Consider the following 17356-nt stretch of genomic DNA (forward strand, 5'->3'; position numbering starts at 1 on the left):
ATTTTTAGCTTCACATTCACCCTTTAAAACTTTAGAAATTTTTAATTATTTTATTTACAAATCGCTTTTAAATAGATAAAACAAGAGATAGTTTTCAAAATATCACTATTTTTTCTCTTTTTAGAATTTCGCAAACGAATTTTGGCTAAAATCAAGCAAAATTTTAAAACTAACGAGGATAAAAATGCAAAATTTAGATATAAGAAAGGCATATCTTGATTTTTTTAAATCAAAAGGTCACGAAGTAGTAGCTTCTGCACCACTCGTGCCAAACGATGCAACACTACTTTTCACAAATGCTGGTATGGTGCCATTTAAAAGCATTTTCACAGGCGAAGTGCCACGCCCAACACCACCTATCCGCACTAGCTGTCAGACCTGCATAAGAGCTGGCGGTAAGCACAACGACCTTGATAACGTAGGCTACACAGCGCGTCACCACACATTTTTTGAGATGCTTGGCAACTTTAGCTTTGGCGAATACTTCAAAAAAGAGGCGATCGCTTACGCTTGGGAATTTGTCACAGAGGTGCTAAAACTACCAAAAGATAAGCTTTATGTAACCGTTCACGAAAGCGATGATGAGGCATTTGAAATTTGGAGCACTCACATCGCAAAAGAGAGAATTTACCGCTTTGGCGACCATGATAACTTCTGGCAGATGGGCGATACTGGACCATGTGGCCCTTGCAGTGAAATTTTTTACGATCAAGGCGCTGAACACTTTAACACGCCTGAAGACTACATGGGCGGCGATGGAGATAGGTTTTTAGAGATATGGAACCTTGTCTTCATGCAGTATGAAAGAAGCGCAGATGGCAAACTAAGCCCACTACCAAAGCCAAGCATCGATACTGGCATGGGGCTAGAGCGCGTTACTGCTATCTTGCAGGGTAAATTTAGCAACTACGACAGCACACTTTTTATGCCACTCATTAACGAAGTAGCAAAGCTTTGCGGCAAGCCATACGTCTATGAAAGTGGCGCTAGCTACCGCGTCATAAGCGACCACATCCGCTCAGTCACATTTTTGCTAGCTCAAGGCACGACATTTGACAAAGAAGGTCGTGGCTACGTGCTTCGCCGTATCTTACGCCGCGCGATCCGCCATGGATACTTGCTAGGCATAAAAGAGCCATTTATGTATAAGCTTGTCGATAAAGTTTGTGAGCTTATGGGCGGACACTACACCTATCTAAACGATAAAAAAGCAGCCGTAAAAGAGCAGATCAAGCTTGAAGAAGAGAGATTTTTAGCGACTATCGCTAGTGGTTTAGAGCTATTTGAGAGTGAGCTTAAAAATACAAAAGAAATTTTTAGCGGAGAGGCTGCGTTTAAGCTCTATGATACATTTGGCTTCCCACTTGATCTAACGGCTGATATGCTTAGAGAAAAGGGCTTAAAGGTCGATGAGGCAAGGTTTGATGAGCTTATGAGTGAGCAAAAAGCACGTGCAAAAGCTGCTTGGAAAGGCAGTGGCGACAAGAGTGCGAAGGGCGACTTTAAAGAGCTACTTGAGAAATTTGGCGAGAATAAATTTATAGGCTATGAAGAGCTTAAGAGTAAAAGTAAAATTCTAGCCTTGCTTGATGAGGAATTTAAAAATATAGATAGCCTAGATGCTGGCAAAGAGGGCTGGGTGATGTTTGATATCACTCCATTTTACGCTCAAAGTGGCGGTCAGTGCGGCGATGGCGGTAAGATAGCAGGCAAAGCAAATGTGCTTGATACGCAAAAATTTCATGGGCTAAATTTATCTTTAGTAAAAACTAGCGCGGCGCTAAAAGTTGGCGACGAAGTTGAGCTTGAAGTGGGCAGCGATAGAGCAGAAACTGCACGTCATCACAGCGCTACACACTTGCTTCACGCAGCCCTTAGAAGCGTGCTTGGCACACATATCGCTCAAGCTGGCTCAAACGTCGAGGCAGATAGGCTAAGGTTTGACTTCTCTCATCCAAAGGCGCTTACTAGCGAAGAAATTTCAAAGGTCGAAAACCTTGTAAATGAGTGGATATTAACTGGTGCAAATGCAAAAACGCAGGTTATGGAGCTTGAAGAGGCCAAAAAAAGCGGAGCGATCGCGCTATTTAATGAAAAATATGCCGACAAGGTAAGAGTTGTGAGCTTTGGCGATGTCAGCAAAGAGCTTTGCGGCGGCACACACGTAAAAAATATAGATGAGATCGGATCGTTTTTCATCACAAAAGAGAGCGGCGTAAGTGCTGGAGTTAGGCGTATAGAAGCTGTTTGCTCAAGAGCTGCGCTAAATTTAGCAAGGTCATTTAGAGCTGAGCTTGAAGAGCTAAAAGATGAGCTAAAAAGCGCCGAGCCACTAAATGCTGTTAAAAAGCTAAAAGGCGAGATAAAAGGCTTAAAAGATAAGCTAAAAAATGCTAAAAGCTCTGAGGAGCTAGCCTTTATAAATATAAATGATACCAAGCTTTGTGTGGCACACATCGATGGTGGCGACATAAAAACTTTGATAGATGAGTTTAAAAACGGGCACGAAAAGGCTGCTATTTTACTGATCCAAACAGATGAAGAGGGTAAAATTTCTCTTGCAGCTGGCGTGAAAAATGCTCCACTAAAAGCTGGCGCTTGGGTTAAATTTGCGGCGCAAATTCTAGGCGGCAATGGCGGTGGAAAAGACGACTTTGCAACAGCTGGCGGCAAAAACGCTCTAGCCATCGAAGACGCCATAAAAAGCTCACTTGAGTATGCAAAACAAGCTTTAGAAAAATGATTCATCAAGAGATCGCTTTTTTTAAATTTGATCAACTAATCATCTTCTTGCACATTAGTTTCGTAGCTCTTTTTATAGGGCTACAAGCTGGTTTGGTGCTTACTGGAAGCTATTTTATAAAAAATAAATTTGAAGATAAAGAGCGCTATCACATCTTGCTTCACATCATAAGACGCTTTGGACTAGCCATCTTTGCGCTAGTTCTTGGCATCGCGCTAACTAGCCTGATAATGATCTTTTGCTTTGATGATGGCAAAATGCAAAATCCGATGGCAAGTGCCATAGTAGCGACCAAATGGGCGATAGAGCTATTTTTACTCTTAAATTTAAGCTACATCTTTTATAGATACAAAAAGGCTTTAAAAACACTAAGATCACACGAGATGATCGAGCTAAACGAGAGCCTAATCGTCATCATCTACTACTTCACGCCTCTAAATTTACTAGCCTCGCTTGCGGCTGTCTATCTTGGCGTGAGCTATATGGGCTTTTTATGATCACACTTGCTTCTAGCTCGCCAACAAGGGCAAATTTACTAAAAAACGCCGGGATAGAATTTAAACAAATTTCTTGCAGCTTTGATGAGAGCATGATAGCAAAAGAGCTAAAACCTGAAATTTACGTCCAAAACGTCGTAAAAGCTAAAAAAGAGCAGTTTTTAAAGGCAAATGGCAAGCTTACAAATTTACTCTTTGCAGATAGCTGCGTGGCTTGTGGGGATAAAATTTTAGGCAAGGCAAAGGATGAAAACGAGGCACTTGCTATGCTAAATTTACAAAGCGGCAATGAGTGTAGCGTCTATACGGCGATGATATTTTTAGGCAAATTTGAGCTTATAAATGTGAGCAGAACCACATATAAATTTACTAAATTTGGCGAGCAAGAGCTAAAAAGCTACCTAGAAAGTGGCGAGTGGCGAGGCAAGGCTGGAGCCATGACAATAGAAAATTTTAATAAAAAATACATCATCTCCCAGCACGGCGAAACAAGCACGGCAATGGGGCTAAATTTAAAAATATTAAAGGCATTTTTATGAAATATATCTTGGCATTTATCTTTGTAGTTGCCATCGCACTTGGTGGAGCGTTTTTATACTTTTATTCGCAGGTGAGATTTGACGCTTATACCATCATCGACTACAAGCCAAAGCTTGCGACACAAATTTTTGATAGAAATAACGAGCTTATCGCAAATATCTTTGAAGAAAATAGAATTTACGTAAAATATAACGATATCCCGCCACGTGTCATCGAAGCGCTCGTGGCTATCGAGGATACGAGCTACTTTGAGCATGGTGGTATCAACGTAGAAGCCATGGCAAGAGCAGCGATAAAGGATATCAAAGCTAGAAAGCTGGTAGAAGGCGCATCTACGCTAACTCAGCAGCTCATAAAAAACCTAGCCTTAAGCCGCGAGAAGAAATTTACAAGGAAGATAAAAGAGGTTGTGCTCGCTATGAAGCTTGAAAGCGAGCTTAGCAAAGAGGACATCATCGAAAGATACCTAAATCACGTATATTTTGGGCATGGCTACTACGGCATCAAAACGGCTGCAGAGGGGTACTTTAGAAAAGAGCTAAATGAGCTAAGTATAAAAGAGATAGCGATGCTAGTTGGCATGCCAAAAGCGCCAAGTACTTATGATCCTACAAAGCACCTTGACCTCTCGCTTAGCCGCGCAAACAGGGTTCTTGAGAGGATGTATAGCATCGGCTGGATAAACGAAGACGAGTACCGAAAGGGCGTGCTTGAAGAGCCAGCAGTCTTTGACGATACGCTCACACGCAACAAAGCCCCTTACGTGGTCGATGAGATCATAAAAGAGGCTTCAAAGAAATTTGACGATATAAAAACTGGCGGCTACAAGATACAAAGCACAGTCGATCTAAACGTGCAAAAGATCGCTCAGGACGCTTTAGTCTATGGCTACAATGAAATTTTAAAAAGAGATAAAAAGGCAAATCCAGAGATGCTAAATGGCGCTATCGTCGTCACTCATCCACAAAGCGGACAAATTTTAGCACTCATCGGAGGCATCGACTACGCAAAAAGTAGCTACAACAGAGCGACACAAAGCAAGCGCCAGCCAGGATCTAGCTTTAAGCCATTTATCTATCAAATAGCCCTTGATAGCGGCTACTCAGTCGTCTCTCAAGTAGCTGATATCGCTAGGACGTTTGACATGGGCAATGGCAAAGAATGGACGCCAAAAAACTATAGCGGTGGTTTTCAAGGCTACATCACGATAAAATCAGCCTTAACCCAGTCTCGCAACCTCGCAACCATAAATTTACTAAACGATCTTGGTCTTAGCTCAGTTCGCAAACAGCTTACGGATATGGGCTTTAACGACATCCCTGAAAATTTATCAATCGCACTTGGTAGCTTTGGGATTTCGCCACTTGACTTTGCGAAATTTTACTCGATGTTTCCAAACGATGGCGAAGTGGTCGAGCCTACACTCATTAAGCATATAGAAAATAGCTTTGGCGCGTCGATGGACTATGAGCCTCAAAAGAAGCAGGTGCTAAAACCTGAGCAGGCATTTTTGATGACTACCTTGCTTCAAAATGTCGTAAATAACGGCACAGGACGCAACGCAAAGGTAAATGGCATCCAGATCGCTGGCAAGACTGGCACGACAAATAACAACATCGATGCTTGGTTTTGCGGCTATTCGCCTGATATCGAGGCCATCATCTGGTACGGAAACGACGATAACAGCCCTATGAAAAAGGTCGAGGGTGGCGGCAGGACAGCTGCACCGGTCTTTAAGAAATTTATGGAGGGCTACATCAAGCTCTACCCTACCCTAAGACGCGCGTTTGAGCAGCCTGATGGCGTCTATAAAGGATACTATAACGGCGCTGATGAGTACTACACAAACGACTCACCGTTGCCGCAAAATACGCCAACAAACGACATCATTCAAGATCAAGAAAACGATGGATTATTATTTTAGGAGATAAGATGAAAAAATTAAAAATTTTACTTTGTCTAGCGCTTGCAAGCCTTGCATACGGCGCTGATCTAAACACAGCTAGTAAGAGCGAGCTAATGAGCCTTGGGCTAAACAAAAACCAGGCACTAAACGTCATAAAATATAGAAAAGCTCATAAATTTACAAGTGTCGAGGAGCTTGAGAAGGTTCAAGGCATCGGCTTTAACGACATGCAAAAGGTCAAAGAAAAGCTTAGTGTAAAAGATAGCCAAAAGGCGAAAAAGGCTGAGCCTGAAAAGAAGTCAAAAAGCAAGAAAAAGAAAAAATAGTTTTTCTCTTCTAAATTTCTAGCCATTTACATTTTAGCTCTATCATTACGCCCCTGAAAGAAGGTGGCTAGAAATGCTAAACATCGACAAAATAAGACATATAAGCTTTGTTAAATTTTTAATTTTATTTGTAGCTTATATGTTTTTCATAAACTACATATTTTTATTTAAGGGTGTATTTTTAGGATTTTTATCGGGCGACACTTTGTCTTTTTCTATACTGCTTTTGCTCTACTTAGCATATTTTTTCTTTTGCTCTTTGCTGGAGTTTTTTGCATTTTGCTTGTGCCATTTTTGCTAAAACCTCTTGCTATCTTTCTCATCATGATTAGCAGCATCTCTGCTTACTTTATGCAAACTTATGGCGTCATTATAGATAAAAGCATACTATTAAACGTCTTGCACACTGACACAAGAGAGGCATTTAGCTATTTTAATGCCAGCTTAGCTATTTGGCTTATTTTTGTAACCATCCTGCCTTGCATATATGTAGCGCTTGTAAAGATTAGCTATGGCGGTTTTAAAAATGCGCTTAGATCAAGGGTAAAAATAGCCCTTTGCACTTTAGCAAGTGCAGCTATAATCTTTACTCTCATGTCTAAAATTTTTATACCATTTTTTAAAGAGCCACAACGCCTCAACCATAAGCGTTTTACTCCCATACTATCCTATCTACTCTAGCATAAGATTAGCAAAGTCTTTGGCACAAAAACCGCTCCCTTTTACCTACGTGGCAGATGACGCAACGCTCACAAATGATAAAAAGAAAATTTTAGTTTTGATAGTTGGCGAGACACAAAGGAGCAAAAACTACTCGCTAAATGGCTACGCTAAAAACGATACAAACAAATTTACCAAGCAAAAAGATGTGGTAAGTTTTACAAATTTCTACTCATGTGGGACTGCTACAGAGACTAGTGTGCCTTGCCTATTTTCAGACTTAAAGCGAGAAAATTTTAGCAACCGCGAAGCTAAAGCTCGTGAAAATTTAGTTGATATCATCAATAAACTTGGCATAAAAACATACTTTTTTAGCAACAATAGCGGCGGATGCGAAAAAAATAGGAGTAGTGGTTTGCGACAAGCTTGATCAAAACCACACTTCAGAGCACAGAGCAGAAGGTTTTGATGAAGTGATATTTGATGAGGCAAAAAAGGTCATAAAAGATGCAAATTCCACTACCTTTATCGTGCTACATTTGCAAGGCTCACATGGCCCTATCTACTACAAAGGCTACCCAAGTAAATTTAAAGAATTTACCCCAATGCGACACTGCCGAGCTAAACAAATACATGCCAGATGAGATAGCAAACACCTATGACAACACCATTTTATATGAGGACTATCTGCAAAGCGAGCTGATAAACGCCCTTGAAGCAAGAAAAGATAAATTTGAGGTTGCCATGTTCTTTTTCTCAGATCACGGAGAGAGTCTAGGCGAAAATGGCATATATTTACACGGCCTGCCTTACTCCATCGCTCCAGATGAGCAAAAACACATCCCAGCCATCATCTTTTCAAGCGATAGCGAGCTTTTAAAAAGGCTAAAAACTAGAAAAGACGAAAGTCTTTCGCATGATTTTATCTTTAGCTCAGTTCTTGGATATTTTGGGGTAAAAACTAAGGCTTACGAGCCAGAATTTGATATTTTTAGGGAGTAAATTTAAAAGCCAGCCTAGGCAAAGCCCAAAGCTGGCGCAAATTTAAAAGCTGATCTCTTTTATATCAGCTACTTTTAGTATCTCGCTATAAATTTGACCGATGATTGCGACGCGGTTATTTCGCACTTTCTCGTTTTCAACGTTTATCATAACTTTGTCAAAAAACTCATCTATATGCGGCTTTAGTGCAAATAGCGCTTTTAGCCTTGGCTCGTATGCCAAGCTCTTATCAACCGCCTTAAATGCGTCATTTAAGGCCTTTTCAGCATCTATCTCAAAGAGGCTCTCATCGACCTTGCTAAATTTATCATCTTTTATGATGTTTGCAAGGCGCTTAAATGTCGAGAAATTCTCCCTAAAATTTGGCTCACTTGAAATTTTAGCAAGTGCCTCTATTATCTTAGTTAGCTCCAAGATGTCCTTTTCGCCGCTTTTTATGCAAGCTTTTACAATAGAAGCGTTTGCATCAAAGAAGGTGTAGAGCCTATCAAGGATGAAATTTATAAGCACTTCAACGTCAAATTTCTTATACTCTTTTGCGATATCTTCTAAAATTTCTTTTACGTTAAATTTCAAATTATGCGCCAAAATGATCTTTATAACGCCATTTGCCGCGCGCCTTAGAGCGTATGGGTCTTTCGTGCCGCTTGGGATTTTGCCGATGCTAAAGAGCCCCATTAGCGTATCAAGCTTATTTGAAAGCGCTACAACCGAGCTAAAGACCTTGCTTGGGCACTGCGCCTCCTCGCCGTCTGGCAGATACTGCTCTTTAATGGCTAAAACGACGTTTTCGTCCTCATTTTTAGCCTTTGCGTAGTAAGCGCCCATAATGCCTTGAAGCTCGGTAAATTCATAAACCATCTGCGTTGTAAGATCAGCCTTACTTAGCATCACAGCTCGCTCTAGCTTAGCCCCGTACTCACCAGCTTCTTTTTTAAGTAGCTCATCATAGTTGCTAGCTAGTTTTTTAGCCACTTTTAGCTCTCTAAGCTCTTTTTCATAGATACTTCCAAGCTCTTTTAGGTAGGTTATATTTTTTAGTTTTTCTGGGCTAAATTCGGCCTTAAGGTCGCTTTGCCAAAAGAACATCGCGTCACTTAGTCTTGCTCTTAGCACCTTTTCGTTGCCTTTAATAATGAGTGAGTAATCTTGCGTTATGGCGTTACTAACGACAACAAAGCCATTTGCGAGCTTGCCATCTTTAAAGACTGGGAAATAGCGCTGATTTTCTTTCATAGAAGTGATGATGACCTCGCTTGGCACCTCCAAAAACTCCTCTTCAAACGAGCCAAGAAGCGCTGTTGGATACTCAGTGATCGCCACTACTTCAGCTAGCAAGTCTTTATCGATCTCGATCTTTAGCCCGCTTTTTTGGCTGATCTTTTCAAATTCATCAAGGATTATCTTTTCTCTTTCGTCTGCCTCAAGCACGACGCCACGGCTCTTTGAGCCATCAAAATACTCTTTTATATTTGAAATTTTTATCTTGTCGTAGCTGATGCTTCTATGAGGATAGGTAGAGTTGCTACTCTCTACGCCAAATTTGTTAAATTTAATGACCTCATCGCCCAGCAAACACAAAAACGATCTTATCGGACGTATAAACTCAAATTCGCCGTTGCCCCAGCGCATAGACTTGCCAAAGCTAAGGCTCTTTAAAAACTCCTCGACCATGTCGCCCATTATCTTAGCAACCGGCTCGCCCTTCACCTCTTTTTCGTAGTAAAGCACCTCTTTGCCGTCTATCTCTTTAAATTTAAGCTCACTCTCGCTTATGCCACATTTATTTGCAAAGCTAAGCGCTGCCTTTGTAAAAGCTCCGTCTTTTAGCGCTACTTGCTTTGGCGCGCCAACGAAGCTAGCCACACTATCTGGCTGAGCTAATGGGAATTTCTCATGGAAAAAGACCAAACGGCGCGGCGTGTAGTAAAATTTAAACTCGCTTTTGATGTTATATTTTTCAAGCACAGCCTGCCATTTAGCGTTGATGTTTGGCAGCTCCCTTAAAAATGGTATCGCTGGGAGCTCCTCGACTCCGATCTCTAGTAATAGTTCTTTCATATCTCACTCTTTTTATTAAAATTTTCTCTTTTTTCTCTTATCATCTCTCTTGCTTTCTCCTTCTCTTGCGCCTGCAAAATGACGCCTCTTATCATAAATATCACAAACAAAACAAACGCTGCGATCATAAAAATATCTAAAATTTGCACCATCTACTCCACAACGATCTCTTTTTCGTTTTTATAAATTTTCACCCTCGCTCGCTCAAAGCTATACTCGCCATCTTTTAGCCTTTTTTTGCTATAAACCCTGATCTTACCATGTGGTGTATGCAAGTAGCCACTCTCCAGCTTGCCTGAAATTTTAGCGATCACGTCGCCACTTCTAGCCTCACTTAGTTTTGAGCTATCAAGTAAATTTTCACTCACATCTTTTGTGCCATGCTCATTTATGATCTCATAAGAGCTCACTTCAAGCGCCTCTTTGTAAAATTTCACTCGCCTAATCAAAATGTCAAGCTCATCGCCCACGCCGACACTATTTTTAGGATCAAAAACGTAAATTCCACGGCGATTTTTCGAGACGATAAAGCCATGTTTATCTTTTAAGATGACAACGGCTCTTTCAACTAGCGCTGGCACATCCTCAGGATTTGCAAAAATCGCGTCAATGTCAGCTTTTTTATAGTTTTGATCCTCTACTTTTTTAGCTTCTTTTTTCAAATTTTCATTCGCAAGCATACCACTTTTAGCGGGACTTGGTTTGGTTGAGATTTTAAATTTAAGCGCAAAGTGATCTGAGTAAAGATCGCTATTTGCAAAGCCATGCTCATCAACCACAAAGCTTGGCTTAAAGACCTCAAAACTGCCATCAATGTAGCTTAGATCGCCGTTTGCCATAAAGCTAGGCGAGAGCAAAACGTGATCAATGGCTCGCTTTTTGCCATGAACTGCATGAGAGTATCTATCTTTTGGAGCTAAAAAGCTATAAAGATCGTAAAAACCACGAGTTGCGATGATACCATTAAGGATAGATTTTTGTCCATAAGGTGAGTTAAAATCGCCCAAAACAATAGCATTTTGCTCATCGCCAAGAGCAACCCTTAGCGTTCTTTCAGCCTTTTTTTGCATATTTATGCCGTTTTTATAAGCTGGGAAGTGATTAACAAAAACGCTAAATTTCTTACCCTCCACCTCAAAAACGACCTTTAAAATGTTTCTAGTTTTTACATTTGGCACTTCAAAAATTTCACTGCCACTTGGCTTTATCTTTGACACAAGAGCCAGCCCAACTGGAGAGTTTTTTGCCTTGCTAAAGGCTATAAATTTATACTCACCGCCATCAACCAAAGCCCTTAAAACCTGCTCGTTTTCAACCTCTTCAAGTGCGATGATGTCGGTATCTATGGCATCTATAACCTGTCTTGTCCTTTTTAGTTTTGAGCTAGCCGCCTCGCAGTCCCACTTTGAAGTGCCAGATTTAAAGTCAGGATATTCGCTGCCATCATCCTTGCAGTCAAATAAATTTTGCACGTTATAAGTTGCGATGCTTATCTCACTTGCAAACGCTATCAAAACGGCGAAAACTAATGCAAAGAGCGCTCTCAAACCTCACTCCTAAAGTCAAATTTAGAGATGTTTTGTCTGATCGCCTCATACGCGATGATGCCAGCACTCATGGCTAAATTTAAGCTCCTGCCCTCTTTTCCCATCGGGATCGTTATGGCATTTTTAAAATTTATATCCATAAATTCTCTTGGCAGTCCCGTGCTCTCTCCGCCAAAAAATATAAAATCCCCTGGCTCAAATTTAGCGTCATAGTAAAGCTTATTTGTTTTTGTCGTAGCAAAGAAAAATCGCTCTTTGTGGCTTAAATTTGCCACCAAAAACTCGTCTAGGCTTCCCCAAATTTTTGGATCTAAAATTTTCCAATAATCAAGCCCTGCCCGTCTAACCGCCTTTTCGCTCAGGTCAAAGACCGTTGGCTTAACGATGTGCAGCTTTAAATTTGCATTTACGCACATTCTGCCGATAGCTCCGGTGTTTTGCGGTATCTGAGGATGGACTAGGACTATGTTAAACATAAATTTATTTTTGCCTTAAAAAGTGTTATAAACTAGCTCATTTTAGCCAAAATGGGCTTTTAAGAGTTTTAAAGATTAAGATTTCCTAAATTTGCGCTTGCTAAGATATCTTGAAATTTCAAGCTCCTGAGCACGTTTTATCTCAGCGGAGATCAACTCATTTTTAAAGCCAGCCGATAAAATCTTACTCACATCGACCTTTGCGTCAAATTTAGCCTCATAAACTCCAAGCTCTTTTGCACGCTCTATGCGCTCTTTATTATAAGCTCCAAGCCATGATTTTAAAGGCATATTTAGCGCGATTTGCATCATCTCTGCGTCACTTGGCATATCTTTAAAATATGGCTCTTTTAAGATAGAAAAATAACTCTTTGGCAGGCGCATTTTCTCTAAAATTTCCTTTGCGTCAAGCTCAAATTCTCCAAAAAGCATATACAAAAACAACCTCTCGTCATCTACAAATTTCCTAGCACTCTTTAGCTCAGCCAAAAAGTCATCACTTTCGCAAATCTCCACGCCAAAGATTTCTTTAAAAAGCTCAAGCACAAAAAGATAAAACGCCCCTTTTTCAAGCTCTTTTGCCCTAAAAAATTTAATGAGCTCTGTATTTATCCTATCACGGCTTAGATGCGCTAAATCAAGCGTTTTCATAAGCTCTAGCGTCTCGTTAGCTATGCTAAAACCAAGCCTAGCGCTAAACTGCACGCCTCTAAGCACCCTTAGCGGATCTTCTTTAAATTTCTCACTATCGATGTGCCTTAGCGTCTTGCTCGCAAGGTCCTTTTTGCCACCGTGAAAATCTAAAATTTCGCCGTTAAAGATATTCATCATCATGGCATTTACCGTAAAATCACGCCTAAGACTTGCAAGACTTGGATCATTTATGTAGCTTACGGCAAAGTCTTTGTGCGAATTTCCGGTCTTGCTCTCGCTTCGTGGCAAGCCAAGATCGTAGTTTTTGTATTTGTAGATGAAGTAGCTTTTGCCAACGCCACTAGCCTTTATGCTAGCCATCAGCTCGTCAAATTTAGCAGGCTCTATATCATAAACTTCGATGTCATAATCATAAATTTCTCGTCCCAAAAGCGCGTCTCTTACGCAGCCTCCGACTAGATAGACACGCTTGCCAAAAGGGGCAAATAGCGACCTAAAAAAGTCTAGCTCGCTATTTTTGTAAATGCTTGTACCAGTTTTTGCCTCAAATTTATTATTTTGAGAGATTTTGGAGTCTATTTTCGATGTTTGCAAGGGTAAATTCTAAAAATTTAGTCGTTAGCTCGAGCCTTTGGCTAAGCTCTTGCTCGCTAGTTTGCTTAAGCCCTTCAAAAAGCACCTCTATACGTTCAGCAAGGTTTGCCAAGAAAATTTCCTCCTCGCTTATCTCCCTGCTATTTGGCGAAATTTGCGCCACCTTTAGCTCTGGCTCGCTTTGCAAATTTACCTCTATCTCTGGCTCATCGGCCGTCTCTTGCTCCCTAGCCTCCATAGCCAAAAGCTCTTTTTTTAAATTTTCTCGCTCAAGCTCTTCTTGCTTTTTACTTTGTAACGCCTCTATCTTCTCAAGCTCGGCACTAACCTCACTAATAGCCATCCTAGCGATATCATCAAGCTTCATAATCTTATCAACCACCTTTTAAATTCATTTATCTCTTCGTCACTTTTCATCCTGATAAAAAACTCTTTCATCTGCTCATTTTTTATCGCGCGCTCTTTGCGAAGTCCGCTAAGGCGGTTTATCGCGCTAAGGGCGTCCTTGTTTGACGGGTCTTGTTTTAAGATGTTCTTGTAAATTTCAAGCGCATCGTCTTTTAGCCCTTGAGCCTCGTAGATCAGTGCTTCAGTGATTGTGTTTTTCATTTTTGATAAATCCTGCTATCACGTCGCCTATCTCGCTTGTTGAGCAAACCTCAACTGCGTTAAAAGCGGCGATATCTTTTGTTCTATATCCCTTTGCAAGAGCTGTTTTTACGGCATTTTCTATAGCATTTGCCGCCTCACTCTCGCCAAATGCGTATCTTAGCATCATCGCTGCGCTTAAAATGGTCGCGATCGGATTTGCTATGCCCTGCCCTGCGATGTCTGGAGCTGAGCCATGAATAGGCTCATAAATTCCCACTTTGCCGCCCATGCTAGCGCTTGGTAAAAGTCCTATCGAGCCACAAACCATGCTCGCTTCGTCACTTAAAATGTCGCCAAATAAATTTTCAGTCAGTATGACGTCAAAATTTGCTGGCGCCCTTACTAGCTGCATCGCTGCGTTATCGACATACATAAAGCTAAGCTCTACTTCAGGATAGCCCTTTGCCACCTCGCTAGTCACCTCGCGCCAAAGCTGGCTTGTCTCAAGGACATTTGCCTTATCGACCATGCAGACCTTTTTCTTGCGAAGCATAGCCGTCTCAAAGGCGATCTTTGCGATGCGCTCGATCTCAAATTTAGAATAAACCATCGTATTAAACGCTCTATCTTCGCCTTTTTCTCTAGGCTGTCCAAAATAAAGCCCACCAGTTAGCTCGCGAACCACGACAAAATCAACGCCCTTTAAAACCTCTGGCTTTAGCGTGCTAGCATCCACTAGCTCGTCAAAGATGATGGCTGGGCGTAAATTTGCATAAGCTTCTAGCTCTTTTCTGATCTTTAAAAGCCCGCTCTCTGGCCTTAGGTGTCTTGGTAGGCTGTCCCATTTCTCGCCGCCGATCGCTCCAAAAAGCACAGCGTCGCTACTAAGTGCTGAGCTTAGCGTCTCATCTGGCAGTGGCTCGCCAAAAACGTCGCAGGCTGCGCCGCCCATAAGCTTGTAGTCATACTCAAATTTGATACCAAACTCGGCACTTACGACATCTAAAACCTTTATCGCCTCGTCGATGATCTCAGGACCGATACCATCGCCTTTTATAACGCAAATTTTATAGTTTTTCATCGCCGCTCCTTAGTTCATCTTCGCTTTTGCGTACTCAATAAGGCCGCCAGCGTTTAAAAGCTCTTGCATAAATGGCGGGATAGCGTTAAATTTATACTCTTTTTTTGTGCTTTCATCTACGATGACACCGTTATCTACGTCGATCTTTAGCGTGTCGCCCTCGTTTATCTCATCAGTTTCTTTTATCTCAAGTATCAAAAGCCCTGTGTTAAAGCTATTTCTATAAAAAATCCTCGCAAAGCTTTTAGCCACAACAGCTGCTATGCCAGCCTCTTTTAGCGCTAATGGGGCGTGCTCTCTTGAGCTGCCGCAGCCAAAATTTTCGCCAGCTACGATGATGTCGCCTTTTGCTATTTTTGAGCTAAATTTAGGATCAGCGTCTTCCATGATGTGTTTTGCTAGTTCTTTTTCGTCTGAAGTATTTAAATATCTTGCGGCGATGATGATATCAGTGTCGATATTATCGCCAAATTTCCAAACTTTGCCTTGTTTCATTTTTAACCTTTAGTTTTGTAAATTTGGGCTGATTTTAACCAAAAGAAGCTAAATAAATAATCAAAACTCGGCAGCTATCGGTTAGTGTGGGTAAATTTAAGGTATTTTAAACGATGTGCATGAGCTAAGAATTTAAGTCTTACTAAATTTAGCGGCAAAATGGCTAAAAAGCAAAAATAAAAACATGCACCGCCTAGTTTAGCAGTTTAATGTCTATGCTCAGTTTTATCAAGCCAGCTAGCCTCCGCCAGCAGGATTGTAAATTTAAGAGCGGTTATTTTATTCGTAGTATTCGTAGCTGATTTGTAGCTTTTTGTATAGGCCGATCTCTGTTATGTCGCCGTTTTCGTAGTATTTGTCCGCTGGCTTAAATTTGACCGAGGTTTTATGCGTCAAATTTCCCCGCCCGTCCCTGCTTATATCCTTAAACTGCAAGATTTGCCAGATTTTTGCCTCAGAGCCGAAGTAATTTACCGACGTATACTCCATTTCATCGCCATTTGCGGCGTAGTAATAAACCCATTTTGAGTTCGGAGTTTGCGTGATTTTTTCGTATTCGCCGTTTGGCTTGCGCTCGAAGCTTATCTCTATGCCGTGCCGCGGCTCCATATTATCTTCTATCCGCGTTAAAGTGCCCTTTTCGTCGTAGACGTAGCTATCGTCTATCACTAGTTCCCTGCCCGAATACACAGCCCGAGCGATCATTTTGCCGTCCTTGCCGTAAGTAGTTTTCTCCGTGCGCGGGTAAAATCTATCCTCGATATACTGCTCTTTAGCCGTCGCGACTAAATTTTCGCCGTCAAATTCGTATTCGTAGAGATAAACGGCGCTATCTTGATATTTTTTGCGCACTAGTCCGTCTTTGCCATACTCAAACAAAACCGAGCTATTTGGTACGCCGTTTATATGCTCGGTTTCTTGCACTATATAGCCGTTTTCGTTAAACTCCGTCCGCTTCACGCGCGTATTTTCTAGCGTGCCAGAGCCGTCTATAGAGTATTCGTACTCCGTAGCCGTCATGCTTTTGACCTTGCCTTTTAGATCCTTTTTGCTCCAGTCGCTTTGCGGTAAAATGGCCGAATTTAGAAAGCAAATCGCTGATGCCGCCACTAAAATAGCCTTTAAAATTTTCATTTTTATCCTTTTTAAACCATGCGTATCATACTCAAAAAGCGGCATAGTCAGTAAAATTCTGGCTTTTATGAGCTTAAAAATGCACTTAAACTGGCTTAAGTTTTAAGCAAGTCTGAGGTGAATTTACATTTTTTGGGGTTTAATAAATTTAAGCCTTGGCCTTTTGTAAAATCTCTTTCATCTCATCTTCACTAAGTGGCTCAACAAGCACGTTTGCAGCGTCAATGAAGCGGTATTTCTCTTTTGGTAAATTTGCCATGAAAGCTCCATATTCGCACTCATCAAGCACGTGCGCGTCACTATCATCCACGCCCACAACTAGCGTAAGCACCCAGCGCGAGACCTTGCGATCTCCAAGCGCCTCTTGTGCCTGCCACGACGGAGATGGAGCATAAGGCAAAATGGTCGGTAAATTTTCACTAAGCGTATATGTGCCAAGAATTTCGTTGCCGTCTTTGTCTTGATAGAGGTGCTCTTTTGCGCTATATGCGTCAAGATACTGCACCTGCCTCATCATCTCATCAAATTTAGCCGCAGGGCTGGCACTAGCAAAAATTTCATCTACCATAACCGCATCAAACGCCACGTCTCGCTCAACGCCAGAGATATAAAGCGTTTGATTTTTCTCTTTTGCATCTTTTAACGCCTCAAGCCCCCACATGATGTCAGCCTCGTAGTCAAATTTTAAAATTTGCTCACTATCATAAATTTTTTCGTTGTCGCACTCTATTTTTGAGCCAGTTTGGGCTGAAAGTTTTGACAGTAGCTCAAGTGCGATCTGCCAGTCTCCGACGCCACTTGGAGTATAAACTCGCACGATATACTCGCCATCTTCGTAGTTTAGCTCAAAGCCACGAGCACTCTTTTGCCACACGCCTGCTATCATCACGTCAGCACCCAGTTCACTTGCCCTTGGCTCCTCTTGCTCACTGTTAAAAAAGAAAAGTCCCTCAACAAGAGCTGAAATTTCACGCTCACTTAGCGCCTTTGCGTATCCGCCAAGCAGCTTCTTTTTATTTTTTACACTAAATGTCAAACTCATAAATTCT

General features: G+C 41.4%; 19 protein-coding genes and 1 pseudogene. 8 read left to right on the forward strand and 12 right to left on the reverse strand.

The features are described 5' to 3' along the window. Positions 1-184 precede the first annotated feature (184 nt). Genes alaS through CYO90_RS04135 form a run of 5 tightly spaced genes read left to right on the forward strand, consistent with a single transcriptional unit; the run spans position 185 to position 6012 of the window. Positions 185-2743: an alanine--tRNA ligase gene (alaS, locus tag CYO90_RS04115; protein ID WP_103578557.1), complete on the forward strand. Its 2559-nt coding sequence runs from the start codon at positions 185-187 to the stop codon at positions 2741-2743. Further along, positions 2740-3240, forward strand: coding sequence for a 3-isopropylmalate dehydratase (locus tag CYO90_RS04120; protein ID WP_103578558.1), 501 nt, complete (start codon positions 2740-2742; stop codon positions 3238-3240). The genes alaS and CYO90_RS04120 overlap by 4 nt, the downstream gene beginning before the upstream one ends. After that, positions 3237-3779, forward strand: coding sequence for a septum formation inhibitor Maf (maf, locus tag CYO90_RS04125; protein ID WP_103578559.1), 543 nt, complete (start codon positions 3237-3239; stop codon positions 3777-3779). Before CYO90_RS04120 ends, maf begins: the two co-directional genes overlap by 4 nt. Continuing rightward, positions 3776-5704, forward strand: coding sequence for a transglycosylase domain-containing protein (locus CYO90_RS04130; RefSeq protein WP_021087919.1), 1929 nt, complete (start codon positions 3776-3778; stop codon positions 5702-5704). The genes maf and CYO90_RS04130 overlap by 4 nt, the downstream gene beginning before the upstream one ends. A gap of 8 nt (positions 5705-5712) precedes the next feature. Then, positions 5713-6012: a helix-hairpin-helix domain-containing protein gene (locus tag CYO90_RS04135; protein ID WP_103578560.1), complete on the forward strand. Its 300-nt coding sequence runs from the start codon at positions 5713-5715 to the stop codon at positions 6010-6012. 215 nt (positions 6013-6227) lie between these two features. Here the strand turns inward: CYO90_RS04135 and CYO90_RS10460 are convergent, their stop codons facing one another. Next, positions 6228-6350 carry a hypothetical protein gene (locus CYO90_RS10460; RefSeq protein WP_258030652.1) on the reverse strand — a complete coding sequence of 41 codons (123 nt, stop codon included), beginning with the start codon at positions 6348-6350 and terminating at the stop codon, positions 6228-6230. Here CYO90_RS10460 and CYO90_RS10465 point away from each other — a divergent pair. The 3 genes and pseudogenes from CYO90_RS10465 to CYO90_RS10475 all read left to right on the forward strand — a co-directional run bounded on the left by CYO90_RS10465 (position 6298) and on the right by CYO90_RS10475 (position 7674). Then, positions 6298-6693 (forward strand): DUF1705 domain-containing protein, encoded by a 396-nt coding sequence (locus CYO90_RS10465; protein WP_258030651.1) that lies wholly within the window; start codon positions 6298-6300, stop codon positions 6691-6693. The two genes, CYO90_RS10460 and CYO90_RS10465, sit on opposite strands and share 53 nt — an antisense overlap. A gap of 19 nt (positions 6694-6712) precedes the next feature. Then, positions 6713-7102, forward strand: a complete 390-nt coding sequence (locus tag CYO90_RS10470) for a sulfatase-like hydrolase/transferase (protein WP_258030648.1) — start codon at positions 6713-6715, stop codon at positions 7100-7102. Positions 7103-7145: 43 nt separating this feature from the next. Further along, positions 7146-7674: pseudogene (locus CYO90_RS10475) on the forward strand (sulfatase-like hydrolase/transferase). A gap of 42 nt (positions 7675-7716) precedes the next feature. Here CYO90_RS10475 and glyS read toward each other — a convergent pair. From glyS to CYO90_RS04190, 11 genes are all read right to left on the reverse strand, one after another. Beyond that, positions 7717-9735 (reverse strand): glycine--tRNA ligase subunit beta, encoded by a 2019-nt coding sequence (glyS, locus tag CYO90_RS04145; protein WP_103578561.1) that lies wholly within the window; start codon positions 9733-9735, stop codon positions 7717-7719. After that, positions 9732-9884, reverse strand: coding sequence for a hypothetical protein (locus CYO90_RS10195; protein WP_162141910.1), 153 nt, complete (start codon positions 9882-9884; stop codon positions 9732-9734). Before CYO90_RS10195 ends, glyS begins: the two co-directional genes overlap by 4 nt. Before the next feature lie 3 nt (positions 9885-9887). Beyond that, entirely contained in the window at positions 9888-11282 is a 1395-nt protein-coding gene (locus CYO90_RS04150; RefSeq protein ID WP_103578562.1) for an endonuclease/exonuclease/phosphatase family protein, read from the reverse strand. Continuing rightward, positions 11279-11758, reverse strand: coding sequence for a tRNA (cytidine(34)-2'-O)-methyltransferase (locus CYO90_RS04155; protein WP_103578563.1), 480 nt, complete (start codon positions 11756-11758; stop codon positions 11279-11281). Before CYO90_RS04155 ends, CYO90_RS04150 begins: the two co-directional genes overlap by 4 nt. A 75-nt stretch (positions 11759-11833) precedes the next feature. Then, entirely contained in the window at positions 11834-13006 is a 1173-nt protein-coding gene (locus CYO90_RS04160) for a CCA tRNA nucleotidyltransferase (protein WP_103578564.1), read from the reverse strand. Continuing rightward, entirely contained in the window at positions 12966-13388 is a 423-nt protein-coding gene (locus tag CYO90_RS04165; RefSeq protein ID WP_258030650.1) for a CiaD-like domain-containing protein, read from the reverse strand. Before CYO90_RS04165 ends, CYO90_RS04160 begins: the two co-directional genes overlap by 41 nt. Further along, entirely contained in the window at positions 13370-13615 is a 246-nt protein-coding gene (locus CYO90_RS04170) for a hypothetical protein (protein WP_021089560.1), read from the reverse strand. Before CYO90_RS04170 ends, CYO90_RS04165 begins: the two co-directional genes overlap by 19 nt. Further along, on the reverse strand, positions 13596-14678 hold the full coding sequence (leuB, locus tag CYO90_RS04175; protein ID WP_103578566.1) for a 3-isopropylmalate dehydrogenase: 1083 nt from the start codon (positions 14676-14678) through the stop codon (positions 13596-13598). The genes CYO90_RS04170 and leuB overlap by 20 nt, the downstream gene beginning before the upstream one ends. A gap of 9 nt (positions 14679-14687) precedes the next feature. Continuing rightward, complete coding sequence (locus CYO90_RS04180) at positions 14688-15173, reverse strand: 3-isopropylmalate dehydratase small subunit (protein ID WP_021092243.1); 486 nt, start codon at positions 15171-15173, stop codon at positions 14688-14690. Positions 15174-15452: 279 nt separating this feature from the next. Further along, positions 15453-16307, reverse strand: a complete 855-nt coding sequence (locus tag CYO90_RS04185) for a hypothetical protein (protein ID WP_103578567.1) — start codon at positions 16305-16307, stop codon at positions 15453-15455. A gap of 148 nt (positions 16308-16455) precedes the next feature. After that, a complete protein-coding gene (locus CYO90_RS04190) occupies positions 16456-17349 on the reverse strand; it encodes a DUF4299 family protein (protein ID WP_103578568.1) in 894 nt (297 codons plus the stop codon). Positions 17350-17356: the final 7 nt, after the last annotated feature.

It is taken from the genome of Campylobacter concisus (assembly GCF_002913745.1).
GTDB lineage: Bacteria > Campylobacterota > Campylobacteria > Campylobacterales > Campylobacteraceae > Campylobacter_A > Campylobacter_A concisus_R.